The organism is Sphingobacterium sp. GQ94 (genome assembly GCF_059758715.1).
The window spans coordinates 12,792-37,594 of record NZ_JCAXEC010000010.1 but is presented as its reverse complement, the minus strand read 5'-3'; the positions used below and the strand labels follow the sequence as shown (position 1 = coordinate 37,594).

The following is a 24,803-nucleotide window of genomic DNA, read 5'->3' as shown; positions in this document are numbered from 1 at the left end:
GATTATATTTACTTTAATTTTTTAGACTTTTTGCGAAGAATCATCCACTGTTGGATTTTCTTTTGGTAAGCTTTCCTCAGGTTCTTTTTGGGCTAAAGAAGCGTCAGATTCGGTCGTACTGTCATTTGCTTCACTATTCGCAAAATGATCATTATATCCATAGCTATAATAATCATCAGAGGTAGGTGTTGTATAGGGCTTGTGCTCGTATGTACCGGATGGAGAAGAGAACTGAGGGCCCTTATTTTCAGTTTTCGAAGTGTCTTCATTATTTTCCACTGCCAATTCTTGCTCGGAATTTGTTTGAGCTGCTCCCGTCCTAACCTCTGGTTCCTTTTCAATGTCAGTCTTAACTTCTTCTATTTCTTTCTCAAAATTGTTGATCTGATTAGATATTTCTTTTTTAATTCCTTCAGAAGCATCTTTAAAATCCCGAATACCTCGTCCTAACCCTCTCGCTAATTCTGGTAATTTTTTGCCCCCAAAAAGTAACAACGCTGCCAATATGATAAGCATCATTTCCTGGGTGCCAATATTCAAAAACGCTAAATTCATCTCCCTGTATAAATTAATATTGAGCTAAGGTAAGTCTATTATTTTTTTTCAGCAATAATTTCCTGTAAATATTTCGAAACAAAAAGTTAAGATCAACATAAGCTGGTTTGCTCAGAATACTTTGTACCTTTGTCAACCAAATTGTTTTATATGTTGCAAAAATACAAATCCAACAGGATTTATTACATGAGTACATTGGCATTAGCTGGGCCAGTTATTATTTCGCAACTGGGCCACACTTTGGTGCAAACAGCTGATACCATTATTGTTGGCCATTTTGCTGGCACGATTTCTCTAGCAGCTGTTTCCCTTGTCCATTCTGTTTTCATGGTAGTTTTAGTAATTGGCCTTGGCATTTCTTATGGGTTAACTCCTCATATAGCGCAAGAAAATGGGCGATCTAATTTCCAAGAATGTGCTAAATTATTATCCAACAGTTTTTGGTTAAACATTGTAACTGCCGTTTTACTTTTTCTTTTAGTTTATTATGGGTCAATGTATGCGATGAAGCATGCAGATCAAGATCCGTTGGTCGTAGAAACAGCAAAACCCTATTTATTTTTATTGAGCTTATCCATATTACCATTAATGGTATTCAATACTTTCAAGCAATTTGCTGAAGGATTAGGATTCACTAAACAAGCTATGAATATTACCATTTGGGGAAACGTTCTTAATGTTATAATTGCGGTCATTTTGGTTAAAGGTATGTTTGGAATAGCTCCAATGAGTATTAAAGGAGTAGGAATTGCTACCTTAATCGATCGAATTTTAATGATGATGGTAATGGGTTGGTATGTGTTAAATTCAAAAAATTTCAAGCGGTATATTAGCCATTTCTCCGTTGACTACATAGATTTTTCTAGAATACGAAAAATTCTTAAAATTGGTATTCCAGTTGCTTTGCAATATGTATTTGAAATTGGCGCCTTTGCGGGTGCTGCCTTAATCGCTGGTAAAATAGGTGCAATAGAACAAGCCGCCCACCAAACGGCCATTACGTTGGCTGCAATGACCTACATGATGGCAAGCGGAATCGCATCAGCAGCCACGATAAAAGTGGGGAACAGTTTCGGAAATAGCAATTATTTCAGATTGCAAAAGTATGCGATGGTTTCTTACCATTTGGTCATCATTTTTATGCTCGTATGTGCTATAATCTTTGCAATATTTAACAAATACTTACCTTATATTATCACAAAGGATACTGCTGTAATTCTAATGGCTTCGCCTTTACTGATTATTGCAGGAATGTTTCAACTCTTTGATGGAACACAAGTTGTAGGGTTAGGCACCCTTAGGGGTATAGGAGACGTGAATATTCCAACCTTTATTACATTCTTCGCCTACTGGATTATCGGATTACCTATATCCTATTATTTGGGAATAGAATTACAGATGGGTATAAATGGTATTTGGTATGGTTTGACTCTAGGTCTATTAACTTCATCTTTACTTTTATATTTTAGATATAAATATATGATTAGTAAGATACTGGTTAGCAGCTAAAAATATAAAAATCCAAAAGTAATATCCATAAAAAGCGATTAAGAGGTAAGTTTTTCTTAACCGCATTTTATGGATATTTAATTAACAGAACAAGCCTAAACATTATTCCATTTTAGCAATTAATCTATTAGAGAACTCGATCAATTTCCCAATTTTCTAAATTGTCGGCTACTCTTCGAATGAACTGACCACCAAGTGCCCCATCAATTACTCTATGATCATATGACATTGAAATATACATCATATGTCTCACGGCAATTACATCACCAAATTCTGTCTCTAAAACCGCAGGTTTCTTCTTAATTGTACCAACGGCCAATATTGCTGCCTGAGGCTGATTAATGATTGGCATACCAAAGATATTCCCAAATGCACCTATATTCGTAAAGGTAAAAGTGCCACCTGATGTATCATCTGGTTTTAACTGATTTAACCTGGATCGATTCGCTAAATCATTAACTGATCGAGTAATACCTGTCAAACTTAATTGATCTACATTTTTTATAACAGGAACAATCAGATTTCCTGTAGGTAAAGCAGTTGCCATTCCGATATTAATGTTTTTCCTTTTAAGGATATTATATCCATCCACAGAAACATTCACCATTGGAAAATCCTTAATTGCTTTAGCTATAGCTTCAATTATTAAAGGGGTAAAGGTTATATTTTCACCTTCAGTTTTCTTATATGTATCTTTTACTTTGTTCCTCCAATTTACTAGATTCGTTACATCAGCCTCAACGACAGAAAACACATGGGGAGATGTTTTTACACTGTTTACCATATGGTCCGCGATTAGGCGACGCATTCTATCCATTTCGATAATCTCATCAACATCAGCATTTTTTACAGTAACCACAGGGTTTGTGATTTCCGGTGCTTTTATTTCCGAACCTTTACTTGCCTGAGATTCCTCTCGGTCAACATTACGGCTCTGAAGGTAGTTAATGATGTCCTGCTTGGTCACTCTTCCTTGTTCGCCAGTCCCTGGAATACGGTCCATTTCCTGTTGAGTAATTCCTTCTTTCTGAGCAATGTTTCGTACAAGCGGAGAATAAAACCGAATCCCAATTGAATCGGACAGCGATGAGTTTTGGTTATTATCATCCTGTTGAATAATGTTTTCTAATCCTGGAATATCCTGTTCAATTACTGAAGCAATTGAATCAGAATCATCCTTATTTATTTCAATTTCTTGAACTGAAGGTTGCTCTATTGCATTTTCAACTTGAGATTTCTGTTCTAATTTATCCTCCTCAATTTCAATCAATGCAATCACTTCTCCGACCTGGATCACTTGATTCTCTTGAAACAATCTCTCTTTTAATACTCCTGAAACAGGTGAAGGTACTTCAGAATCAACTTTATCGGTAGCAATCTCGGCGATAGCATCATCCTCATCTATTTGTTCACCAACTTGTTTCATCCATTTTGTTAACGTAGCTTCAGATACGCTCTCTCCCATCCTAGGAAGCAAAAGTTTATATATCGCCATCTATTTATATTTGGATTGTTTTGACTACTAAGTTAAAAATTAAAACTTACTTGACAAGTAAGCGAAATTAAATAATTTATTATATAGGAATTTAGAAATTAAATTCTGTCAATTTCGCAATTCTTGTTGAAATAAATTCCACAATAAAATTAACGCCTGGGTAGTGGATCGTTCAATATTTAATACACGATCATTTTGAAACTTAAATAGCTTTGTTTTTATATGCTTTTTCCCAGCGACAGCTATCCATATTGTTCCTACTGTTTTTTCGGGCGTTCCTCCTGTTGGTCCCGCAATACCACTGGTTGCGATCGCATATGTTGATCCCATTTTTTGTTGTGCCTGCTTGGCCATTTGTATAACTGTTTCTTCGCTTACCGCACCTTTAGTTTCTAAAATAGACCTATCTACATCTAGTAAATCAATTTTTACTTGATTCGAATAGGCAACTATGGAGCCTAAAAAAATTTGACTGGCGCCGTTAACTTCTGTAATCTGCTTGGCTATATTTCCACCTGTGCAACTCTCCGCAGTGCACAGGGTACAATTGTTTTCTTTGAATTTAGCAATTATTACTTGCTCAAAACTAAGATCATCTGTCGATATCGCCGCAGGGCCAATACTTTTCATTAACCTTCTTTGCAATTGATCACCCAGAAGGTCGAGTTCATTTACATCATTTCCCTGAATTGTTAATCGAAGTTTAACTAATCCAATTTTTGGTAAATACGCTAAATGAGCATTTTTAGGTAAATCATTCTCAAAATCTGTTAGCTGTTCTGCTAAATGAGATTCTCCCAGACCAACAGTGAGAATGTGTCTATTGACAACCTTTTCTACAGAACATAAAAGGTTTAATTTTGGCATTACCCGTTCGCTCATTAGATTTTTCATTTCAAATGGGACACCGGGTAGGAATATATATATTTTCCCTAGGTGTTCCACCCACATGCCAGGAGCGGTACCCCAGTCATTAAACAAGACCTGGGCAATAGATAACACATCTGCTTGGGTATTGTTCATATCGGGCATAGTTCGATTAAGTCGTTGAAAAATTCCTTTAACATGTTCCAATACGACTTCATTCCGAATTAAAGTGGTATGAAAAAATTTTGCAGCGGTCTTTTTAGTTATATCGTCATTTGTTGGACCGAGACCACCTGTGCAAATGATAATATCAGCGTATTGAGAAGCCTGTTTTAATGCGAACAGTATATGATTTTCATTATCACTGATTGATGTTATTTGACGAACTTGAATATGCATTGAAAACAAGTTCTGTGCAATCCAGGCAGAATTGGTATCGACAATTTGTCCAAGCAAGATTTCATCACCTATGGTAATAATTTCAGCCTTCATGATTTATAATTTAACTAGGTTTAATATGTATAATGACTCTGTCTCTTGGATAGCTTCAGATCCTGAAGTATTGACGCTTTAGCTCTAATGGTAATATTGTAACTCTTATACCTGCCAAAGGGAACCCAACCAACAGACATGTCCCAGCAATGTAAATCCCTATAAATACTGATTTGAGTCATCGAAGCCTCTTTCTGTATAAAATCATATCCTGTATTAAATTGTACCTTCCATTTTGGGGTAACATTAAAATCACCATGAAGAGCAACTGTGCTAGTTAATCTAGAATCCATCTTTTGTTCTTCTCTATTGAAGACCGAGGCGTAATTCATGCTGAAGGAGCCCGCTAAATTCCACGGAATTGTAAAATCTACAAAGGCATTAGGATCAGTACTGATTCTGGCTAACGCTTGAGCTTGTTCTTGCGTTAAATTAGGCATATCATTTCGCAGCGAATCAATATTGCTATTTCTATTTTCGTTCGCTTTTGGATTGAAGCTGTAATCAAAAGACAACCCAAAATTTGTCAATCTGGCTAATGATCCATCTTTTATGGAGAACCTATCTATTCTTTCACCTGTATAACGATCGTAAGAATACGGATCAAAAACACCGTTAAAATTAATGTTTACTTTTTGTTTAAATAAAGAAGTCCGACCTGAAAAGCTAATCTGAGATAGTTTCAGGGAATCAGCTGCCATGTTATAATTTCCACTAAAGGTTAATCCCTGAATAATTGGTATTTTTTTAATTCCTGAGCCTGTCGTATCCTTATCGTCACGGACTTTGGCCTCAATATTATTATCTACTGAAAATCCAATTCCGAATGATTTTCCTGCTGAAGGACTTCCATAAATACCGTTTTCGAAAATTGAATATTTTTTATACACTCCATTTTCATCGGTGAAATCGCGATAAAATCCAAAACTTGGATCTGAAAAATCTGGACGATAGTTCAAATTGATTGAAGGAGTAATTACGTGACGAATTGCTTCAAACTTTCCAATTTTTGGATACATTCCATAAATTTTTGTAGATAAACCACTAGAGACAGAATAGTCATATGCTCGTTTAAAGCCCTGAAGAGTATCACGCACACTCTTATAACCATAAATCTCATTTGACAATCTGTTCCTTACAGACTGTAAATACCACCGTTCCGTATAGTTCAATGACGTATTGAATTGAAAATACTTCAAAATATTAAGACTTAAACTCACCGGGATAGTATGTTGCATTCCGTTGGTAAACTCGTTTAAGGTTTCTTTTCTAAACAATAATGAATCAGATGTAACTAACCTATTTTGTCCTTGTAAGCTATAACCTACTGTAATACGTTGAAACCATTTCTGTTCACCAATTCTATCCTTTGAATCAAAGGGATTAAAGGTTGCAACGTTCAAACTTATCGTCGGAAGATCCAACGATAATCGACCAGTACTCAAATTTTGTTCATGGGACATATTGGTGGTAAAGTTTACTTTACCGTCAGCAAAGACTTTTCCATAGGCCACTGATGAACGCATGCTGTTATTTGTTGCATCCCTTGGATTGAAATTCCCTCCTGTAGCCGAATTTCTGAAGTTGTTACGAGAACCAAAATTTACTGAAGCTGAAAAAGAAGTTCCAGGATTAGCTTCTTGCCTCTGGCTATGATTCCACGTAAACCGAAAATCTTTATTTCTTCCATAATTTTCAGTTCCTTCCACCCCTTGTATTGTAGAACCATAGTATAAACTAAAGTTACCGTTGTATTTGTAATTCACTAGATACTGAGTTCTCATATTTGCCTCCCAAGAGCCTTTAGAAAACAAACTCCCCCGTATCTCTGAATCCCAGTAATCATTAAAAGTTAAATACCACCCCAAATCACGCATTGCAAATCCTCGAGCTGCATCCTCTCCAAAGGATGGAAATAAAAATCCTGAACTCTTTTTGTCTTGTTTTGGGAAAAATCCAAATGGAATGGCAAGAAATTTTAATGGAATATTCTTCACCATCAGATAGGATGGTCCTGCAATAATTTGATTTTTAGTTATTACCCCTTTACTGATTTGTATTCCAAAATGCGTATGAGGATAAGGCAAATTACAGGTACTGTAGAGACCCTTATACAATGACATTTCATCATATATATTTTTCCGAACTTCTTTAGCCTGGATATAACCGCCGTCAACCTCGGTCATTACACCAAATGTTTTCGGAACCTGCGATTTATAATTGTACAATAGAGAATCGACAGCAATTGGTGTCTCACCTGGCATAATTACCACAGGCCTACCAATGTATTTGCCATTGTGGTCAATTACTCCAGAGGCAAACAGCACATTGGTATTCCGATCTAAACGAATGTAGTCTGCAGCTAACTCAAATCCCTCATATTTGACTTTTGCTCCTTTATAAAGGTGAAGTATATTCTTACTTACTTGGTTCCATGAGGAATCATTTGCAGTAATAGTTACCACAGTTTCCAAGCTCCCATCCTTCATATGAATGGTGTCTTGGCCGTTTACTTCTTTAAAATTATTTTTTGAAGAATCTAAGGTGATGCTATCTTGAGGAATGCTATCTATTGTAACAGGTGGTTTTTGAGTACTAGCCTCAACCTGTCCCTTTACAATAGACATTTCTACAAAAAAAAGCAGAACAGAAAGGAAAAAACAACTTAAAGCCTTCAAAATGAAATATGAATGTTATTTTTGTGCTAATTTTAAACTCTTATTGGCAAAAATAGTCAAAAAACCATAACAAATGCAGGTTTTTGACAAAGTTAAAAATATTTAACAATTTGCTTTAACGGAATGTTTAAGAGGATCAAATTAAAGACAACTGATAATGATTTCGAAGAAAAGGAATAAAATTACGCTAGCCATATTTAGCATCTTCTTGCCGCTCATGTTGATTTATACGTTAGTACGGTCATCTGACAAAATAATTCAAAAAGAGAACATTCAAGATAATCAACCGAACAGCAAGTCCTTAACCACAATTGTAATCGATCCAGGCCATGGTGGAAAGATACCTGGTGCCATAGGACGTATAGCTGCAGAAAAGGATATTGTTTTACAAGTTTCTAAAAAATTGAAACTTACACTTGAAAATGAATTTCCAGGAATTAAGGTGTTATTAACGCGTTCAACAGATGTAGACGTTCCGTTTCATGAACGAACAAATTTAGCAAACAAAAATCAGGCTGATTTATTTATTTCTATTCATTGTAATTCTGCAGATGTTGATCGAAAAGTAAGAGCGAAGAACGGTAAATATGTGACAAGGGTAAGCAGGAATCCTGGGGTAAGTGGAACCGAAACCTTTGTTTGCGGATATAGCCGACTGCAAAGAGGTGAATCAGATGTTGCCGTTAGAGAGAATGCTGATATCCTTTTAGAAGAGAATTACCAGGAAAATTACGGTGGATTTGATCCAAATGACCCCTCAACGTATATTATTTTTTCTCTAATGAAACGAACATTCAGGGAGAAGAGTATCAGATTTGCGACATATATACAGAATCAATACAGTAAAAATAACCGGCCAAATCGTGGTGTACAGGAGCTCTCTCTTGCTGTTTTAGCTTCTGCAGCAATGCCAGCTGTTCTTACTGAAATCGGATTTATCTCGAATCCTGAAGAAGAAAAGTATATGCTCTCAGATAATGGACAAAAAGAGATTGTCCAAAATCTAGTTGATGCTATTAAACATTATAAAACAAGTACTGGACTATAATAAACAACTTACTGTATTCAATAGAGATGGATAAAAAAAGATTAGTGAAATTGAAAACTTTTATTAGAACAAAAAAGCATTGTTTTAAACAGACAATCCGAATAGTATTAGGCCTTATAGTGCTTGCATTGACCAGTTTTAAACCAATTAGTTTGCCTCAGGAGGATCAAGATTCGAATCCGAAAAAAATTAAGATCATCGTATTGGACCCTGGCCATGGAGGACATGACTCAGGAGCTGTCGGAAAGCAATCTAAGGAGAAGGATATTGCTCTACAAGTTACCTTAAAACTTGGAAAACGATTACAACAGGAAATCCCAGGAATAAAGGTAATTTATACACGAACTACAGATGTTTATCCAAAATTATATGAAAGGCCGGCATTAGCGAATAAGCATCATGCTGATTTATTTATATCAATACATTGTAATTCTGCAGGAACAACCAAAAGAAGGGTGAAAAATAGTAAAGGGAAATATTATACTCGGAGCGTTTTAAATACTTCTGCACGAGGAACTGAAACTCTTGTTTTAGGGTTTAGTCGGACAGGAGATCAAGATGTTGCTATTCGGGAAAATGCTTCCATTCTCTTGGAAGACAATTATGAAGAAAATTACGGTGGATTTGACCCCAAAGATCCTGCTTCATATATCATTTTCTCCTTAATGAAAAGAAAATTCCGGGAACAAAGCATCCGATTAGCATCTTATATGCAAGATCAATTTGCTGGTTCATCACGAGTAGACAGAGGTGTAAAAGAGCAGTCTCTAGCTGTTTTGGCTACTGCCGGCATGCCTGCAGTGCTTACTGAAATAGGTTTTATTTCTAACCCCACTGAAGAGCGTTTTATGATGTCAGCTGCTGGTCAGCAATCAATAGTTACAAATTTATTCAATGCTATAAATACTTACAGAAAAAGCGTGGAAAAATAAACTTTTTCTTAACTTGGTAAGATCAAAGAAAGTCAGGCATTTTAAATAGCTTAATTTTGAAAATAACAAATGAAACTAAAGTAGGTGCATTAACAAGTGTTGCCATTGCAATTTTATTTATTGGATACAGTTTTCTTAAGGGGAATAACGTATTTAGCAGTGAAAACACTTTTTATACCGAATATGATAATGTTGATGGGCTCACTATTTCCAAACCGGTCTTAGTAAGTGGCTTCCAAATTGGACGAGTATCAAAGCTTACTCTTCTTCCTAATGGAAAGATAAAAACCGAATTCAAAATTAACGACAACTATGAAATACCCTCAAATACAGTTGCTCAAATTGTAAGCGCCGATCTTTTGGGAAGCAAAGCAATTGTATTTGAACTTGGAAATAGCACAACTATGGCCCGGGACGGAGATCCCCTACTCTCAGATGTTCAGGCAAATTTAATGGAGAAAGTAGAACCTCTTCAAAAGAAAATCGAGAATTTGGTTGTAAAACTTGACTCTGTATTGTCAGGTGTAAATTCAGTATTAGATGCTAATTTTCAACGTGACTTTAAGAGTAGTATCCAAAGTATTTCTGTATCACTCAAAAACTTGGAACGAATAACAAGCGACGTAGATGGCCTAATGGGTTCTGAACGAAATAGGTTATCGAAGATTATGGCTAATCTAGAATCTATAACCAATAATTTCAAAAATAATAATGAAAATATAAATCGTATCATGGCTAATTTAGATCACTTATCGGAAGATTTATCTAAAACACAAATTAAAGCTACGGTTGATAATGCTAACCAAGCTATGAAAGATTTTGCAGAGATAACTAACAAAATTAATAATGGAGACGGATCCTTGGGTTTGTTAGTGAATGATGAGAACTTATATAATAACTTAAATAACGCCTCAAAAAATTTGGACGAATTGGTTGAGGATTTAAAAAACCATCCAGGCAAATATCTAAAAATATCTATCTTCGGTAAAAAAGACACCAAGTAGATCGTCAAAGTTATAATAACAGAAGCGGAGCTAATTTTTTAAGTAGCTCCGCTTCTGCGTTTGATATTAATCCATTATTCTGATTATAAAGTTTCCTTTAACCATCCAAAGAATTCTCTTTGCCAAACCTGTGCATTTTGTCCAGATAATACCCAATGGTTTTCATCTGGAAGATAGACAAATCGACTTTTTATACCTCTTAGCTGAGCTGCCTGGAAAGCCTGTTGGCCTTGCCCAAGCGGGACACGGAAATCTTTCCCTCCCTGGAAAATTAAGATGGGTGTATCCCAACGTTCTACATGATTGATCGGATTAAAGTCTTGATATGTTTTTGAGTTTGATTTCTCCCAATAGGGGCCGCCCAAATCGTGATTCGCAAAAAACAATTCTTCAGTGGTGCCATACCATGATCTCATATCAAATAGTCCGCAATGAGAAATAAATGATTTAAATCTTCCTTGATGAATTCCAGCCAATTGAAATACTGAATATCCACCATAACTTGCTCCAACAGCGCCTAATCTATCTTTGTCCACGTAAGATTCTTTAGAAAGATCGTCAATGGCAGAAAGATAGTCTTGAATTGATTGACCGCCCCAATCTTTTGAGATCTGTTCATTCCATTTTACTCCCCATCCAGGCATACCTCTACGATTTGGCGCAATTACAATGTATCCCTGAGAAGCTAACAATTGAAAGTTCCAGCGGTACGAAAAGGACTGTGTGGTTGCTGCCTGAGGACCACCCTGGCAAAAAAGCAAAGTTGGGTATTTCTTGCTTGGGTCAAAGTCTGGAGGATAAATTACCCAAGAGAACAAATCCAATCCATCACTTGCCTTTGTGATCCTTGCTTCAACTTTTGTTTTTGAAATCCGTGAATAAGCGTTATCATTTACGTTCGTAATTGCTTTTAAATCTTTAGATTTAAACCTATATAAATAAACCTCTGTAGGCCTAGTTATTTTAGTTGAAGTTACGACCAATCCTTCGCTGGTTTCACCAACGATTCCTGTTATATCAAATTCTCCACTTGATATTTTCCTAATCTTTGGGAGCGATTTATTTTTTAAATTTGATGGTATGTTGAGTTCAAAAAGTTGAATTGTTCCTTCAGTTGGAGCTAAAAAATAAATTTTCTTATTGTCCTTGCTCCAGCAAAAAGAATTTACAGTCCCATCCCAATGGCCCGTAAGATTTAGCTTGATATTTGAAAAGGAATCAAATATGTAGATATCATTTTTATCTGCTTCAAACCCATCCGTTTTCATACTTAACCAAGATAGGATTGTTCCGTCTGGACTATTTTGAGGGTTTGTATCGTAGCCATTCAACCCTTCAGTTATATTTGTAGTTGTAGCCGAACTTAAATCATACTTGTAAATATCGGTATTGGTGCTACTAACATAATCATTTCCATATTTCTGTTTTGTGACAAAGAAAACGGATTTACTATCATTGGACCAAATATAATCCTCCGTACCACCAAATGGCATCTGCGGAGAATAGAATGGCTGATCTTTTAATAAATCTCTTTCCCGTAAAATTTTTCCATTTTCATAAACAGCCACAAAAGGATGATTAAATCTACCGTCGTTCCAAGAATCCCAATGTCTATAATCTAAATTATCGTATATATAAACATTTGACTTAGGTAAATCTTTGTATTTATCTATACTGTGATTTGTCTGCAATAAAACTTGTTTACTGAATAAAATATGTTTTCCATCGGGTGAAATTTTAACATTTTCCAATCCTCCTTCATAATTTGTTATCTTTTTTGATTCACCTGAGGTAAGATTCTTTTCCCAAATCTGACCTTCAAACATGTACAACAATTCATTTCCCGAAATTTTTAAGACAGATTCTGCACCAACCTCTTTGGTTAAGCGTATCGCCTTCCCTTGCTTAACAGGAATGATAAAGAGATCCTTTTCTGATTTATTCTCCTGGAACTGATAATTAGTTACACCATATATTAATTTACTCCCATCGGGAGTTAATGCTTCGGCACTGACTCTACCTAATTCCCATAAAGTTTTGGGGTTCAACGGTTCAATGACAGCTATATTTCTAGTTCTATTTTCTACTTTTGGTCTCTCAACCTTTTGTGGAATCTCTTCTCTTTGTTGTGCAATAACCATATTATTGATTAGTAAAAATGCCCCAATCCATGAAGTCCTAAGCATAAATTTATCGTTTTGTTTGCCAATTTACTAAAGATCTCAGGCAATTCGAAATCACTAATTAAATCCTTTTCGAAATCACCTTCTGATCCTTAGCAAATAAAAAACAAGTCAGACTCAATTCCTGAACCAAGCCCTATTTTTTCTCAAATTGGAACCAATCAATTTTAGAAGAAAGTCTCATCAAAACCGCGAGAATAATAAACAGACCGAGCGTACCAACAATTAATGAAAAGTCCCGTAATTGTAATAGTATAAAAATGAACGTATAAAACACAGCTAGAATTCCACCAAACAACAATGCAGATTTTTTATTATTAGTGATGGCTCGAATAAATGCCGTAATCAGTACCACGGTTGATAATCCTGCAATTAAATATGCCAAATTAAATCCAAAATGTTCCGAAATAGCCAATAGTAAAGCGTAAAATAGGACCATAGCGAATCCAATAAGTATGTATTGTATAATATGAATCCTTTGTTTTTTAATTACCTCTAAAAACACGAGCGAAACAAAAGTTAGCGCAATAACTAAAACCCCATACTTTGTTACCCTGGTGGTTTTTTGATAGTTATTTACAGTTGGTAAAAAATTTATCTGAACCATGTCCATATCATTAGATACTAAACCAGAATTGGTGGTTTTTGGGGCTAGATTAATCTGCTCGTGTTGGCTTAGTTGGTCATAATTATTTAATTCAATTCCTGAGAAGGTATACACAGGTTCAGCATCACCCTCCCATTGCTGTGGTTTTTTACGATCAAATGAGGGAATATTCCAGGTCGCTTTAAAAGTCTCATCAACTTGCCTCTGATCCGGCAAATAACTACCGTTAAAACTAGGATTAGCCCACTCACCATTCACTTTAATATGCGTCTGTTTCGCTAATGGCAAAATATTTAATGACTTTGATCCTTTAAGATTCAAGGAGATTTCAAATGACTCATTTAATGACTCATTATTTTCCAATGGAAGGTCTACATATAAATTCTTTCCGAACAAATTCAATTCCTGATTATTCTTCTCCATTTCATGGGTATTACCGGCCCATTTCATGGTAGGGTTTTTAGTAAGACCTTTAAAATCTTGAATTCCAAAAACCATCTTTGCGTCGTTCCATCTCAATTTTTCAAGTGGTATTTTGAGTTTTTCGAGATCAAAACCGATAAAATCACCTTTAACTTCGATTTTAGAATTGTATACAACAACCTGATATATTCCTCTTTTCAATACCTCAGGTACGACGGAGGCTTCCAAGTGAACTTTATTTGTCAATAGAAATGCCCATTCTGTATTTACATTTTGAACCTCTAATAAGGCACCATCAGATTGCTTTTCAACACTTTTTTTTGCGATTTCATATGGAACAGCTATTATTGGCGAGGAAATGACTTGTTCTAACCCCCATTTGGATGCGATTTCGGCACTTACGTTCTGCTCTCTGTATTTGCGTTCCTGAATTAAATTATCAACTAAATTCATAGGAATCATTAGGATTAGCATGAGAATAAAAATGACGAATATCTTTAAAATCATTGAATTTGTTATCTTTTCGAAAATTGACTTTTGAGAACCATTCTCATTAGTTTGATGTACCATATTATTTTCCATTTTTTGTTGTTTATAATTATTTAATTTGATGATTTGTCCTTGGTCTGATTTTCCATTCCTTTTTTACTTACTATTACCAAACATTAATTTGATCTCACACGATACATTTATCAGCAATAAAAGTACTTTGAAATTCAAAGTATACAGCAAAAAAAAAACTACTTATACTGCTGCTTTATTAAATTTTCTAACGCAATTAAATGATTTTCAAATGCTTTTTGCCCTAAATTTGTTTTACTATACCTCGTATTTGGCTTTCTATCTATAAAGGTTTTAGTGACTAAAATATACCCTGCCTTTTCTAAGCTCTTAAGATTCGATGCCAAATTTCCGTCCGTTATCCCCAATAATTCTTTTAAGGAATTAAAATCATAGGATTCATTTGCCAACAACACACTCATGATCTGCAAACGAATTCTACTTTCTAATATTTTATCGTATAATTTAAAATCCAAACTCACTTTTCGTATTTGTTATGTACTATTATTCCATAAACTATGTGTAAAATACCGAATCCAATTGCCCAAAACCAAATTCCATAACCCGGCAAAATTAATGCTATTAAACCCAAAATAATTTCTAAAAATCCCAATACACGAACCTCTTTAAAAGTATATTCACTTCCAGAAGTCAAAGAAAGTCCATAAAAAATAAGGAGAGTTGATGCTACTAAGCTAAAAAATCCTTTAAAAATAAGAATTAAACATATTATTCCGCCAGTGATTAAGGGGATGCCAACAGCAATTAGTAAAGCTTTACTCGTCGGATTCCAAATGCTCTGTCCTACCCGTTTGGCTTTGGATTTTGCCATCATAATGCCTGTACAAATTGATGCGATTAAAACAAAACAGGCAACAAGGATTAATTTCCAAAGTATTAATTCATTGGATTCATAATAGTTATTTGGGTTTGAAGCTAACTCTGTAAACTTAAATAATAAGTAATATGCCACTCCTGCGCCTATTAATGCATAACACCCCACCAGAACGCCTGATATACCACTTATAGACATGAATTTCGAAGATCGAATCATCATCGACCGAATGTGCTCAATATCTTTTATTAATTCTTCCTTATTCATAAAAGTACTTTGTTATTCAAAGTAATAAATAATAAATTGAAATTCCAACTTTCTTTTCATGTTTCGGCTTGAATCAACTAAAATCTCCTATAGCAAGCAATGAAATAGATTATAATTTATGTTTAAAAGTATTTAACTTAAAATATTTTACAATATTTTAAGACTTCACATGCTCTGAACCGAACCAACTCCTCCGTGTTTTAAGATCTAAAATGTCAAAAAATGTTCAATTAAAGGTTTCAAATACACAAGGATGCTTCTTTTTTATATGAAGAATTAAAATTACTAGGTTAACAAACAATAAGTTATGGAAACCTAACAAAAAAAGGTGAAAAAAGTCTTGACATGTATAGGTTTCGTTTCTATCTTTGTGGCTCAATAATATCCTAACTGCGGAAGTGGCGTAATTGGTAGCCGCACCAGACTTAGGATCTGGCGCCGCGAGGCGTGGGGGTTCGAGTCCCTTCTTCCGCACTTGATCTCCTCCCGAAAATATAAATCGGGAGGATTTTTTTTTAAATTGCGAAAAGCTAAAAAAAGAGTATGAATATTTCACACCAGAACATTGATGACATCAACGCTAAAATCCAAGTGGAAATAGCTCCTGGGGATTATAACCCACAGGTTGATAAAGCAATTAAAGACCAAGCAAAAAAAGCCAAATTACCAGGCTTCCGTCCAGGGATGGTACCTACTGGCCATATCAAAAGAATGTATGGTAAATCCATATTGTTTGATGAGATCAACAAAATGATCAATGATAAAATTGCTGAATATATCGGCGAACAAAAGTTAGAAGTACTTGGCCAGCCTCTACCTATCGATGAGGATAGAGATGCCCAATATAACTGGGATTATAAAGACACATTCAATTTCAATTATGAAATTGGGATAGCACCCAATTTTGACATACCTTTTTCAGCCGATACAGAATTTACAGAATATGACATTAAAGCAGATGAAGCTACTTTAACTGAACGTATTAAAAATTTACGTAAAAGCTATGGTAAAATGACAAATCCTGAAATCTCAAAAGAAGGAGATGTTTTATACGCTACACTCAAACAAGAGAAAGAAGAAGGTATAGAGAAAACTAGTTCTATTCGCACAGATATTGTTGAGGATGCAAAGATCAAAAAATCTTTGGTTGGCTTAAAAATAGATGATTCTGTAAAAATTGATGTTAAAAAAGCTTTCAAGGTTGCTGATTTAGCACGTATTTTAGAAATTAAGGAAGAAGAAGCAGAAAATCTGGATGTTACGTCTTTCGAACTTTCAATAAAAAATATAAACAGATTAGAAGAGTCCGATTTAAATCAAGAGTTCTTTAATAAATTATTCCCCGAGGGTGAGGTAACAACTGAAGAACAATTTACCGAAAAAGTTAAAGAGGAAGTTGAGAACCTATTCAAACAAAATTCTGCTCAAAGATTACGTAACGATATGTATCTTTTTGGAATGGAAAAAGTTGAAGAAAAATTCCCTGAAGCATTCTTAAAAAAATGGTTAAAGGCTACCAATCCAAAACTTTCTGAAGTAGAAATTGAAGAAGGTTTTGAAGATTTCGTAAACAACTTGAAATGGACAATCATTGAAAATCGTATCATAACGTCAAACAAACTTGAGGTTAAATATGATGAAGTTGTTGATCTGGCTAAAGAAAGAATTTATGCTCAAATCAAAATGTATAATATCAACGAAGAACCAACTGAAGAACAGTTAAGCCAGTTTGCTATGCAGATGTTATCTGATAGAGAACAAGCAAATCGTTTATTTGAGGAGGTAAAAGCATTAAAGGTCTTCGAACAATTAAAAGGATCTGTTAAAATCAAAACTCAGGAAATTGATTATGACAAATTCGAACAATTGGACGCCAAAGATTCCAAATAAGGAAATACATAATATATTAAAAAAGGTTAACAGGAATGTTAACCTTTTTTTGTATTAATACAAACAGTTTGTCACTTAATTCGTTATACTATTTATTAACCTAAAAAAAAACTAATGAAAGCAGTTTCCACGACCTTATTTGTATTCCTCATTGCACTAAGTGGCTTCGCACAAAACACCACAAATTTAAATGGTGCTTATCTGGCAAAAGACGGGAATATTAACCGTCTATGGCTTTTTGTGGATGGATATAGTTCACATATAGAGTACAGTTCAGAAAATTATAATTCAACCTGGGGAGGCCCTTTTACACTCTCCAATGATAGTCTCTCAATTCAATTAGAATATAGTGATACTAGTCCCGAAGAGGTTGGAAAAGCTAAATCCATGGTCATTGATTTAGCGAAAAATAAAATCATAAAAGATAAACGGATCTACATAAAGCAAAATTTACAGAAACAGGATCTGGATGGTTTGTGGAGAATCACAGCCAGAAAAAATGAAGATAAAATGACTAGTATTACGCACGGTGACCGTAAAACTATTAAAATACTAGTAGATGGCTTTTTCCAATGGATCGCAATCAATCCAGCTGTAAAAGGTTTTTACGGAACTGGTGGAGGACACTATAACTTTAAGAACAAAAAATATACGGAGCATATTCTTTTCTTCTCCAGGGATAACAGTCGAATTGATGCTAAACTGGAATTCACTGGGGAAATCAAAGATGGAAATTGGCATCACAGTGGATTGAGTTCTAAAGGAGATCCTATTTATGAAATATGGAGTTTAGAGAAAAAATAAAAGAAAAAAGATAGATTAGAAAGATCTCAAATTCTAATCTATCTGAATTTCAAAATCGAGAGTTTAACCAAATAAATCAGAACTCAAATATCTATCACCACGATCACACACAATAAATACAATGACACCTTCCGAAATTTCATCTGCAATCTCAAGGGCAGCATGAAATGCTCCACCGGAACTCATCCCAGCAAACACTCCTGATTTTCGCGCTAATTCTCTAGCCTTCTCAACCGCATCATGCTGATCAACATCAATGGTTTTATCCACACGAGAAGCATCAAAAATTTTAGGTAAATAAGCCTCTGGCCATCTTCGAATCCCAGGAATTGAAGAACCCTCAGTTGGTTGACATCCTATAATTTGAACATTAGGGTTTTGTTCTTTTAAATATATTGAACAACCCATTATTGTACCGGTAGTCCCCATAGAACTAACAAAGTGAGTGATTTTTCCATTTGTATCACCCCAAATTTCTGGTCCAGTTGTTTTTATATGCGCTTTATAATTATCAGGATTTGAAAATTGATTAAGTATGAACTTATCTCCTTTGAGTGCCACCTCTTCTGCATAATCTCTACAAATTTCCATATTTTCAAGCAAAGTTACTTTTGCTCCAAAAGCCTGCATGGTCAGGGTCCGCTCTCTTGTAGAAGAGCTAGGCATAACAAGTTCTATATCAAGACCAAAAATCCCTGCTATCATAGCTAGTGCAATTCCGGTATTGCCTGAGGTTGCCTCAATTAATTTACTTGACTGGTTTATTTCTCCTCGATCCATTGCAGAACGAATCATATTCAAAGCCGCCCTGTCTTTTACTGAACCACCAGGATTGTTTCCTTCTAACTTTGCTAATATTTTAACTTTTGGGTTCTTATGAAATCCTGTGATTTCAACCATTGGGGTATTCCCAATTATATCAATAATATTTCCCATTATACGATCGGTTTAGAGTCTATAAATTTTGAGTTTGGAAGGTGATACACTGTGGTATATGGATCAACACTATTCGTTAGCCAAACATTTCCACCTATTATCGAGTGATTTCCAATAACAGTTTCACCTCCAAGAATTGTGGCTCCTGCATAAATAATTACATGGTCTTCAATTATGGGATGTCGTTGGGTATTTGCCAAATTCTTTTCAACACTTAATGCCCCTAAAGTAACACCTTGATACAGTTTCACATGCTTGCCAATAATACAAGTTTCTCCAATAACAATGCCTGTTCCATGATCTATATGCAGATACTCATCTATAACTGCACCAGGGTGAATATCTATCCCTGTTTTCGAATGTGCATATTCAGTCAAAATCCGAGGAATTAAAGGGATCTTTTGCAACAGCAGTTCATGAGCTAAACGATAAATACAAATTGCTAAAAACCCTGGATAAGTTCTAATAACTTCATTCAAGCTTTTTGCAGCTGGATCACCATCCATAATTGCTTGTGCATCTGTCAACATAGTTTTATAAATTCCAGGAAGGTGAAGCATGAACTGCTTGGAAATTTGTTTGATATTACACGTTTCACAAGCCTTTGTTTTCAAAAGTAGCTCATAAAGATCCCGCTCAGATTCCTTAAATGCAGCTTCGATATCAGAAACAGAATTAAAAGTATTCGAATTACGTTCTGGAAACAACAAATGGAGCAATTCCACCGCCCATTGTGCAATTCGTTTATTACTTGGCATATCTTGGACTGCCTGTTGTTTTATATATATATGTTCGTAAAAATCTTTCATTTTTCAGCTCTAAATATTATATTGTTTTGTCATACTAATTTTTCAAATAATTCTTTATGTGTTGCCTCTGCATCTATACAAAGTCCAGGGTGAACCGCAGAACATTGTATTATTGTGCTTCTTTTTGCAGTGAGCCATCTAAATCTTTCTGTTTGGTCAAGTAAAGCGAGCGTCCCTCCTTCCCGATTTCCTTGACATATATTTCGGATCGAATTTAAATGTGCATGCACTAAATCAAAATCAATATCTTTAAAAAGCATCTTACACCTTTCTTTATCAAGATGAAATAAAACTTCTGCGTATCGTTGTTTACGACAAAAAAACAATACTCCTATATTGATGAATTCCTCTCTTTCAACCTGAGGAACTAACCTTATAACAGCATACTCATATAATGTTCTCTCGTGCATTTTGTATTTGTTTAACGAAAACATCTGATTGATTTATGCGATTTGTTAAAAACTCGGCGTAGACTAACCTAACCTGTTGGGCTTGTAACCCCCGAATGTCATCAATTAACCATTCATCTGGGATTGCTTCCAATATTGCTGCGATTCGTGCAGTTGTAAATAAACCTTTAAATTGATTATCGATTTTATCAACTTCAGTTGCTTGCTTCAATAATACGTGATCCTTAATTTGAATAAATGGTTTAAGCATTGTTTGCTCCCAATTATCCCAGTTATGATGAAAATATAATGCTGCACCATGGTCAATTAACCATAATTCCTTATGCCAAATTAACATGTTAGTATTTTTAGCGGTTCTATCCACATTCATTAAAAGACCATCAAGCCATACAATTTTTGATGCTTCCTTGGCAGATATTGTATCTACATTAGCATCGAAGGTAATTGCGCCATTCAAAAAACTGACTCCAAGATTTTTACCAACCGAAAATTTTAATAAATCTTGAATTTCTTCATCGGGTTCAGTACGACCAAACCCAACATCCAAATTAGCAAAAACCATTTCTGGAATTCTTAACCCAAGTATCCTACCCAACTCACCTCCAATGAATTCCGCTACTAATGCTTTTTTACCTTGCCCTGCCCCTCTAAATTTAATCACATAACTAAACCCATCATCGGCATCTACCAATCCCGGAAGTGAGCCTCCTTCCCGAAAAGGCTGAATATAACGTGTAATGTTAACTTCCCTTATTTCGCAGATCATTTCCTTTTCAATTTTATCCATTCTGAATTTCGTTAAACTTCAGTCATCCCAATTGTTGAAATGCTTTATTGATGCTAATATCATAAGAATCTTTGGATAGTTTAGTGTATCTCATAGCCCTAAAGCACATTTATCAGTATTTTTTTATGATATCAAAATAGCCTCATTTGCAATAGACACTTAAAGGTAGTGATTCCTTCTTCATTCTCTAATTCCGTTGCAATTTATCAATTAACTCAAAAAAACAAGGAATTAAAAATTCTGAATAAATACTCATAAAAATAAATATCAGTTCATTGGTATATTCTAGTATTATTTCTTCAGAAGTGAAATCAACAGTTCAAAAAACGACTATCAATTTGTAAAGTTAATTCAATTGGTAAAAAAACTTGATATTGAAATAAAAATGTACATTAATGTGACTTAAAGGTTAAGTATATTCTAATTATATTTGTCAGTGTCATGCATTAAAAGCATCATTATTTATTTATTTATTTATGGATACCATTACAGAATATAATCGCATTATTAGTATTTGCCAGAATTTATTTATAAAAAAAACAAAAGACTATGGAACGGCTTGGCGTATAATGCGGCTAAGTTCAATAACTGATCAAATTTATATAAAAGCAGCTCGTATTCGTTCTTTGGAAATCAAGAAAATTTCCAAAATAGATGAAGGTATTGTTGATGAATTTATTGGCATCGTAAATTACTGTTTAATAGCGATGATGCAATTAGAACTCCATGAGACAGAATCTGAAAATCTGGACCTTGATTTTGTACAATCCAAATATGAAGAAAAGGTAAATGAAACACGCGATTTGATGTTAGCTAAAAACCATGACTATGGCGAAGCATGGCGTGATATGCGCATTTCTTCCCTAACAGATTTAATCCTGATGAAACTACATCGAGTGAAACAAATAGAGGATAATAACGGTCAAACCATTGTGTCTGAAGGCTTAAATGCCAATTATCAAGATATGCTAAACTATTCTGTATTTGCCCTGATTAAACTGGGCCTGGCTAAATAAAACATGAATTATGACTGATTTTCAAAATAAAACCCCAAAAAACAGAAGTATTACTAATTCATTATTGTGGTGTTCTAGACTTATTGTTGGTCTGTTATTTATTTTCTCAGGCCTCATTAAAGCTAATGATCCTATGGGTTTTGGTTATAAATTACAAGAGTACTTTCATGTATTTGGACTAAATTCCTTAAGTGATTACAGTACATGGATTGCCATACTAATTTGTGCTTTAGAGATCATATTAGGCGGTCTATTATTAATAGGGATAAAAGGAAAGAGTGTAGCTTGGGGTTTACTTGTTTTAATAGTTTTTTTCACATTCTTAACTTTTTATTCAGCTTTTTTTGAGGTAGTTACTTCATGTGGATGTTTTGGAGATGCAATTCCATTAACCCCGTGGCAATCTTTCATTAAGGATTTGATTTTGCTAGTTTTAATTGTATTTATTTTTTTAAATAAAAACCAAATCCGACCTATAATCAAAAGTTTATTTACAAGGAACCTACTTACTCTTTTTATCATAATTTCAGCATTTAGCATCGGGATTTTCACGTATTACTTTCTTCCATTTATTGATTTTTTACCTTATAAAGAAGGCAACAACCTTCCCGAATTGATGAAAATTCCACCGGGAGAGCAACCAGATGTTTATGAGCACATTTATAACTTAAAAAATAAAAAAACCAACGAGAGCAAAACTGTTACAGACAAAGAATATTTAGGTCAGAAAATTTGGGAAGATGAAAATTGGGAAGTTATTGGCGACCCAGTTAGCAAATTAGTAAAAAAAGGATACGAAATAAAAATTCCAGATTTAATTATAAATGACATTGAGGGAACTGATCGCACTGAAGAAATAATTAAAAATCCATACTTCAATTTTATAGTGGTGAGCACCAGCTTGTCCAAAATGTCTTCTTTTGATTTAGCTTCCTTAGATCGAATTAATTCAACAATTCGAGAAATATCCGAAGATTATAACATCCGAGCTATTTTAGCAACAGCTTCCACAGTCGAAGAAGTTAACTTAATAAATGATAATTTAGATCTAGTTTTAGAGACATTCTATGTTGACGCTATACCTCTCAAAAGTATGGTTAGAGCAAATCCTGGCGTTATGCTTTTGATAAACGGTCGGGTCGTAAAAAAATGGTCTCAATATAATTTCCCAAGTAAGGATGAATTGATTACAGAATATTTAGATACACTAAAATAATGCAAAGATCAATATTTTTAATTGGATTTATGGGGAGTGGAAAAACCACTTGGGGAAAGAAATTAGCAAACGCTTTAAGGGTCCCGTTCATAGATTTGGATCAAAAAATTGTCAATAAGATCGGAATGAGTATCCCTGATTACTTCGCTCTTCATGGTGAGGAGGTATTTAGAAAGATTGAAAAGGAACAATTGTTAGCTTTAGAAGGAGTGTCTGGAATTATTTCAACTGGAGGAGGTACACCCTGTTTTTTCGACAACATGGATTGGTTATTAAAGAATGGTTTGGTTCTTTATCTAAAACATAACCCTAAATCACTTTGGCATCGGCTTAATCAATCAGATATATCCAAACGACCTGCATTAGCTGGAATGTCTGGACCAGAATTACTTTCTTTTATTGAATGCAAACTAGAGGAAAGAGAACCATACTACAACCGAGCACATTTTCAAGTTGATCAATTAACTACCACTCTTGAAGATTTGGTCAAACTTGTCCAAGAAAACAGTCAACCAAATGAAAAATAAGCCTCAATTTATTTTTATTTTATTTTTGTCCTTTGGGATTATCACATCATCTTGCTTTCGCGGTGACTCTCCATTAAACACAGAAAGGTTACCTGCGGTTTCACAGATCTTTGACTTAAAATCAGTTGACGATCTTTATGAATTTCTAACATATGATGAAAATTCTTATCCTCTAGTAAGTGCTCATCGAGGCGGCCCAAGCGAAGGATTTCCTGAAAATGCAATTGCTACTTTTGCACAGGTTGCCAGCGCAATGCCTGCCATCATTGAATGTGACATCAGCATGACTAAGGATTCAGTACTTGTATTAATGCATGATGAAACTTTAGATAGAACTACCACAGGAACAGGGAGAATAGCAAACAAGACCTACAAAGAATTACAGAGTCTAACTTTAAAAGACATTAATGGTGTAACAACTCAATATAGAATTCCTAAGCTTGAAGAAGCTCTTCGTTGGGGAATAGGTAAAGTCATCTATACACTAGATGTAAAAAGATCAGTTCCATATGAAAAAGTTATTGAACTAATAAGGTTAACAAAATCAGAATCCAATTCCATTATCATAACCTATAGTGCAAAGCAAGCTGAAGTAGTAAATAAATTAGCTCCAGATTTAATGATCTCTGCTACCATTAAGAAGACTGATGATTTGATCAGACTTAATAACTTAGGAATTCCAGATAATCGTTTAATAGCATTTGTAGGTACCCGTGAACCTAGCTCGGATTTGTATACCTTATTGAGACAACACGGCATCAAATCTATTCTTGGAACGATTGGTAACTTAGATCGCTCCGCAAATAAAACAGGGCACCAAATGTATGCTGAATTAATTATCCGGGGTGCAGATATTCTTTCTACAGACAATCCTTTTAAAGCTTTCAAAGCATTAGACTTCTACATTAAAAAACGCAACATCCGATCGCCTTATGTTCTTTAATTGACTGAA

At 34.7% G+C, this 24,803-nt stretch carries 22 protein-coding genes and 1 tRNA gene; 11 read left to right on the top strand and 12 right to left on the bottom strand.

Annotated features, from left to right (window positions below; all coding sequences use genetic code 11):
- Window positions 1–21: 21 nt before the first annotated feature.
- Complete coding sequence (locus AC6CHH_RS10580; protein ID WP_498282590.1) at window positions 22–555, bottom strand: Sec-independent protein translocase subunit TatA/TatB; 534 nt, start codon at window positions 553–555, stop codon at window positions 22–24.
- A gap of 186 nt (window positions 556–741) precedes the next feature.
- On the opposite strand from AC6CHH_RS10580, the gene AC6CHH_RS10575 reads away from it, so the two are divergent.
- Entirely contained in the window at window positions 742–2,064 is a 1,323-nt protein-coding gene (locus AC6CHH_RS10575) for an MATE family efflux transporter (protein ID WP_498282588.1), read from the top strand.
- 127 nt (window positions 2,065–2,191) lie between these two features.
- Here AC6CHH_RS10575 and AC6CHH_RS10570 read toward each other — a convergent pair whose 3' ends face one another.
- The 3 genes from AC6CHH_RS10570 to AC6CHH_RS10560 form a co-directional block, all read right to left on the bottom strand.
- Window positions 2,192–3,559: a dihydrolipoamide acetyltransferase family protein gene (locus AC6CHH_RS10570; protein WP_498282586.1), complete on the bottom strand. Its 1,368-nt coding sequence runs from the start codon at window positions 3,557–3,559 to the stop codon at window positions 2,192–2,194.
- A 108-nt stretch (window positions 3,560–3,667) separates the two neighbouring features.
- Window positions 3,668–4,918 (bottom strand): competence/damage-inducible protein A, encoded by a 1,251-nt coding sequence (locus tag AC6CHH_RS10565; protein ID WP_498282584.1) that lies wholly within the window; start codon window positions 4,916–4,918, stop codon window positions 3,668–3,670.
- A 20-nt stretch (window positions 4,919–4,938) separates the two neighbouring features.
- Complete coding sequence (locus tag AC6CHH_RS10560; protein ID WP_498282582.1) at window positions 4,939–7,545, bottom strand: putative LPS assembly protein LptD; 2,607 nt, start codon at window positions 7,543–7,545, stop codon at window positions 4,939–4,941.
- 208 nt (window positions 7,546–7,753) lie between these two features.
- On the opposite strand from AC6CHH_RS10560, the gene AC6CHH_RS10555 reads away from it, so the two are divergent.
- Genes AC6CHH_RS10555 through AC6CHH_RS10545 form a run of 3 tightly spaced genes read left to right on the top strand, consistent with a single transcriptional unit; the run spans window position 7,754 to window position 10,580 of the window.
- Window positions 7,754–8,644 carry an N-acetylmuramoyl-L-alanine amidase family protein gene (locus tag AC6CHH_RS10555; protein ID WP_498282580.1) on the top strand — a complete coding sequence of 297 codons (891 nt, stop codon included), beginning with the start codon at window positions 7,754–7,756 and terminating at the stop codon, window positions 8,642–8,644.
- Between the two features lie 26 nt (window positions 8,645–8,670).
- Window positions 8,671–9,576, top strand: coding sequence for an N-acetylmuramoyl-L-alanine amidase family protein (locus tag AC6CHH_RS10550; RefSeq protein ID WP_498282578.1), 906 nt, complete (start codon window positions 8,671–8,673; stop codon window positions 9,574–9,576).
- Between the two features lie 56 nt (window positions 9,577–9,632).
- Window positions 9,633–10,580: an MlaD family protein gene (locus tag AC6CHH_RS10545; protein ID WP_498282576.1), complete on the top strand. Its 948-nt coding sequence runs from the start codon at window positions 9,633–9,635 to the stop codon at window positions 10,578–10,580.
- Between the two features lie 83 nt (window positions 10,581–10,663).
- On the opposite strand, the gene AC6CHH_RS10540 is transcribed toward AC6CHH_RS10545, so the two are convergent.
- From AC6CHH_RS10540 to AC6CHH_RS10525, 4 genes are all read right to left on the bottom strand, one after another.
- The gene (locus tag AC6CHH_RS10540; RefSeq protein ID WP_498282574.1) at window positions 10,664–12,766 is read right to left on the bottom strand and encodes a S9 family peptidase; all 2,103 of its coding nucleotides are present in this window, start codon (window positions 12,764–12,766) and stop codon (window positions 10,664–10,666) included.
- A 133-nt stretch (window positions 12,767–12,899) separates the two neighbouring features.
- Window positions 12,900–14,375, bottom strand: a complete 1,476-nt coding sequence (creD, locus tag AC6CHH_RS10535; RefSeq protein WP_498282572.1) for a cell envelope integrity protein CreD — start codon at window positions 14,373–14,375, stop codon at window positions 12,900–12,902.
- Between the two features lie 158 nt (window positions 14,376–14,533).
- A complete protein-coding gene (locus AC6CHH_RS10530; protein ID WP_498282570.1) occupies window positions 14,534–14,836 on the bottom strand; it encodes a winged helix-turn-helix domain-containing protein in 303 nt (100 codons plus the stop codon).
- Window positions 14,833–15,456 carry a hypothetical protein gene (locus tag AC6CHH_RS10525; protein WP_498282568.1) on the bottom strand — a complete coding sequence of 208 codons (624 nt, stop codon included), beginning with the start codon at window positions 15,454–15,456 and terminating at the stop codon, window positions 14,833–14,835. The genes AC6CHH_RS10530 and AC6CHH_RS10525 overlap by 4 nt, the downstream gene beginning before the upstream one ends.
- A gap of 392 nt (window positions 15,457–15,848) precedes the next feature.
- On the opposite strand from AC6CHH_RS10525, the gene AC6CHH_RS10520 reads away from it, so the two are divergent.
- From AC6CHH_RS10520 to AC6CHH_RS10510, 3 genes are all read left to right on the top strand, one after another.
- A tRNA-Leu gene (locus tag AC6CHH_RS10520) sits at window positions 15,849–15,930 on the top strand.
- A gap of 69 nt (window positions 15,931–15,999) precedes the next feature.
- Window positions 16,000–17,346, top strand: a complete 1,347-nt coding sequence (locus AC6CHH_RS10515; RefSeq protein ID WP_498282566.1) for a trigger factor — start codon at window positions 16,000–16,002, stop codon at window positions 17,344–17,346.
- A 114-nt stretch (window positions 17,347–17,460) separates the two neighbouring features.
- Window positions 17,461–18,150 carry a hypothetical protein gene (locus AC6CHH_RS10510; protein WP_498282564.1) on the top strand — a complete coding sequence of 230 codons (690 nt, stop codon included), beginning with the start codon at window positions 17,461–17,463 and terminating at the stop codon, window positions 18,148–18,150.
- 63 nt (window positions 18,151–18,213) lie between these two features.
- Here AC6CHH_RS10510 and cysM read toward each other — a convergent pair whose 3' ends face one another.
- From cysM to AC6CHH_RS10490, 4 genes are read right to left on the bottom strand one after another with little or no spacing between them, the layout of a single operon-like run.
- Window positions 18,214–19,086 (bottom strand): cysteine synthase CysM, encoded by an 873-nt coding sequence (gene cysM / locus AC6CHH_RS10505; RefSeq protein WP_498282562.1) that lies wholly within the window; start codon window positions 19,084–19,086, stop codon window positions 18,214–18,216.
- A complete protein-coding gene (locus AC6CHH_RS10500; protein WP_498282560.1) occupies window positions 19,086–19,895 on the bottom strand; it encodes a serine O-acetyltransferase in 810 nt (269 codons plus the stop codon). Before AC6CHH_RS10500 ends, cysM begins: the two co-directional genes overlap by 1 nt.
- A gap of 29 nt (window positions 19,896–19,924) precedes the next feature.
- Window positions 19,925–20,305 (bottom strand): DUF3037 domain-containing protein, encoded by a 381-nt coding sequence (locus AC6CHH_RS10495; RefSeq protein WP_498282558.1) that lies wholly within the window; start codon window positions 20,303–20,305, stop codon window positions 19,925–19,927.
- On the bottom strand, window positions 20,283–21,092 hold the full coding sequence (locus AC6CHH_RS10490; RefSeq protein ID WP_498282556.1) for a HipA family kinase: 810 nt from the start codon (window positions 21,090–21,092) through the stop codon (window positions 20,283–20,285). Before AC6CHH_RS10490 ends, AC6CHH_RS10495 begins: the two co-directional genes overlap by 23 nt.
- Before the next feature lie 476 nt (window positions 21,093–21,568).
- Here AC6CHH_RS10490 and AC6CHH_RS10485 point away from each other — a divergent pair, with 476 nt between their 5' ends.
- Genes AC6CHH_RS10485 through AC6CHH_RS10470 form a run of 4 tightly spaced genes read left to right on the top strand, consistent with a single transcriptional unit; the run spans window position 21,569 to window position 24,794 of the window.
- Entirely contained in the window at window positions 21,569–22,108 is a 540-nt protein-coding gene (locus AC6CHH_RS10485) for a DUF1599 domain-containing protein (RefSeq protein WP_498282554.1), read from the top strand.
- 10 nt (window positions 22,109–22,118) lie between these two features.
- On the top strand, window positions 22,119–23,324 hold the full coding sequence (locus AC6CHH_RS10480) for a BT_3928 family protein (protein ID WP_498282552.1): 1,206 nt from the start codon (window positions 22,119–22,121) through the stop codon (window positions 23,322–23,324).
- Window positions 23,324–23,851 (top strand): shikimate kinase, encoded by a 528-nt coding sequence (locus AC6CHH_RS10475; protein WP_498282550.1) that lies wholly within the window; start codon window positions 23,324–23,326, stop codon window positions 23,849–23,851. The genes AC6CHH_RS10480 and AC6CHH_RS10475 overlap by 1 nt, the downstream gene beginning before the upstream one ends.
- Complete coding sequence (locus tag AC6CHH_RS10470) at window positions 23,841–24,794, top strand: glycerophosphodiester phosphodiesterase family protein (protein ID WP_498282548.1); 954 nt, start codon at window positions 23,841–23,843, stop codon at window positions 24,792–24,794. The genes AC6CHH_RS10475 and AC6CHH_RS10470 overlap by 11 nt, the downstream gene beginning before the upstream one ends.
- The last annotated feature ends 9 nt before the right edge of the window (window positions 24,795–24,803 follow it).

Excerpts from the sequence above, each read along its gene's own strand:
- AC6CHH_RS10555 (WP_498282580.1), top strand. The coding sequence starts at position 7,754 with ATGATTTCGAAGAAAAGGAATAAAATTACGCTAGCCATATTTAGCATC.
- AC6CHH_RS10540 (WP_498282574.1), bottom strand. The coding sequence starts at position 12,766 with ATGCTTAGGACTTCATGGATTGGGGCATTTTTACTAATCAATAATATG.
- AC6CHH_RS10580 (WP_498282590.1), bottom strand. The coding sequence starts at position 555 with ATGAATTTAGCGTTTTTGAATATTGGCACCCAGGAAATGATGCTTATC.
- AC6CHH_RS10570 (WP_498282586.1), bottom strand. The coding sequence starts at position 3,559 with ATGGCGATATATAAACTTTTGCTTCCTAGGATGGGAGAGAGCGTATCT.
- AC6CHH_RS10550 (WP_498282578.1), top strand. The coding sequence starts at position 8,671 with ATGGATAAAAAAAGATTAGTGAAATTGAAAACTTTTATTAGAACAAAA.
- AC6CHH_RS10475 (WP_498282550.1), top strand. The coding sequence starts at position 23,324 with ATGCAAAGATCAATATTTTTAATTGGATTTATGGGGAGTGGAAAAACC.
- AC6CHH_RS10500 (WP_498282560.1), bottom strand. The coding sequence starts at position 19,895 with ATGAAAGATTTTTACGAACATATATATATAAAACAACAGGCAGTCCAA.
- cysM (WP_498282562.1), bottom strand. The coding sequence starts at position 19,086 with ATGGGAAATATTATTGATATAATTGGGAATACCCCAATGGTTGAAATC.
- AC6CHH_RS10565 (WP_498282584.1), bottom strand. The coding sequence starts at position 4,918 with ATGAAGGCTGAAATTATTACCATAGGTGATGAAATCTTGCTTGGACAA.
- AC6CHH_RS10485 (WP_498282554.1), top strand. The coding sequence starts at position 21,569 with ATGGATACCATTACAGAATATAATCGCATTATTAGTATTTGCCAGAAT.
- AC6CHH_RS10515 (WP_498282566.1), top strand. The coding sequence starts at position 16,000 with ATGAATATTTCACACCAGAACATTGATGACATCAACGCTAAAATCCAA.
- AC6CHH_RS10495 (WP_498282558.1), bottom strand. The coding sequence starts at position 20,305 with ATGCACGAGAGAACATTATATGAGTATGCTGTTATAAGGTTAGTTCCT.
- creD (WP_498282572.1), bottom strand. The coding sequence starts at position 14,375 with ATGGAAAATAATATGGTACATCAAACTAATGAGAATGGTTCTCAAAAG.
- AC6CHH_RS10470 (WP_498282548.1), top strand. The coding sequence starts at position 23,841 with ATGAAAAATAAGCCTCAATTTATTTTTATTTTATTTTTGTCCTTTGGG.
- AC6CHH_RS10575 (WP_498282588.1), top strand. The coding sequence starts at position 742 with ATGAGTACATTGGCATTAGCTGGGCCAGTTATTATTTCGCAACTGGGC.
- AC6CHH_RS10525 (WP_498282568.1), bottom strand. The coding sequence starts at position 15,456 with ATGAATAAGGAAGAATTAATAAAAGATATTGAGCACATTCGGTCGATG.
- AC6CHH_RS10510 (WP_498282564.1), top strand. The coding sequence starts at position 17,461 with ATGAAAGCAGTTTCCACGACCTTATTTGTATTCCTCATTGCACTAAGT.
- AC6CHH_RS10560 (WP_498282582.1), bottom strand. The coding sequence starts at position 7,545 with ATGTCTATTGTAAAGGGACAGGTTGAGGCTAGTACTCAAAAACCACCT.
- AC6CHH_RS10480 (WP_498282552.1), top strand. The coding sequence starts at position 22,119 with ATGACTGATTTTCAAAATAAAACCCCAAAAAACAGAAGTATTACTAAT.
- AC6CHH_RS10490 (WP_498282556.1), bottom strand. The coding sequence starts at position 21,092 with ATGGATAAAATTGAAAAGGAAATGATCTGCGAAATAAGGGAAGTTAAC.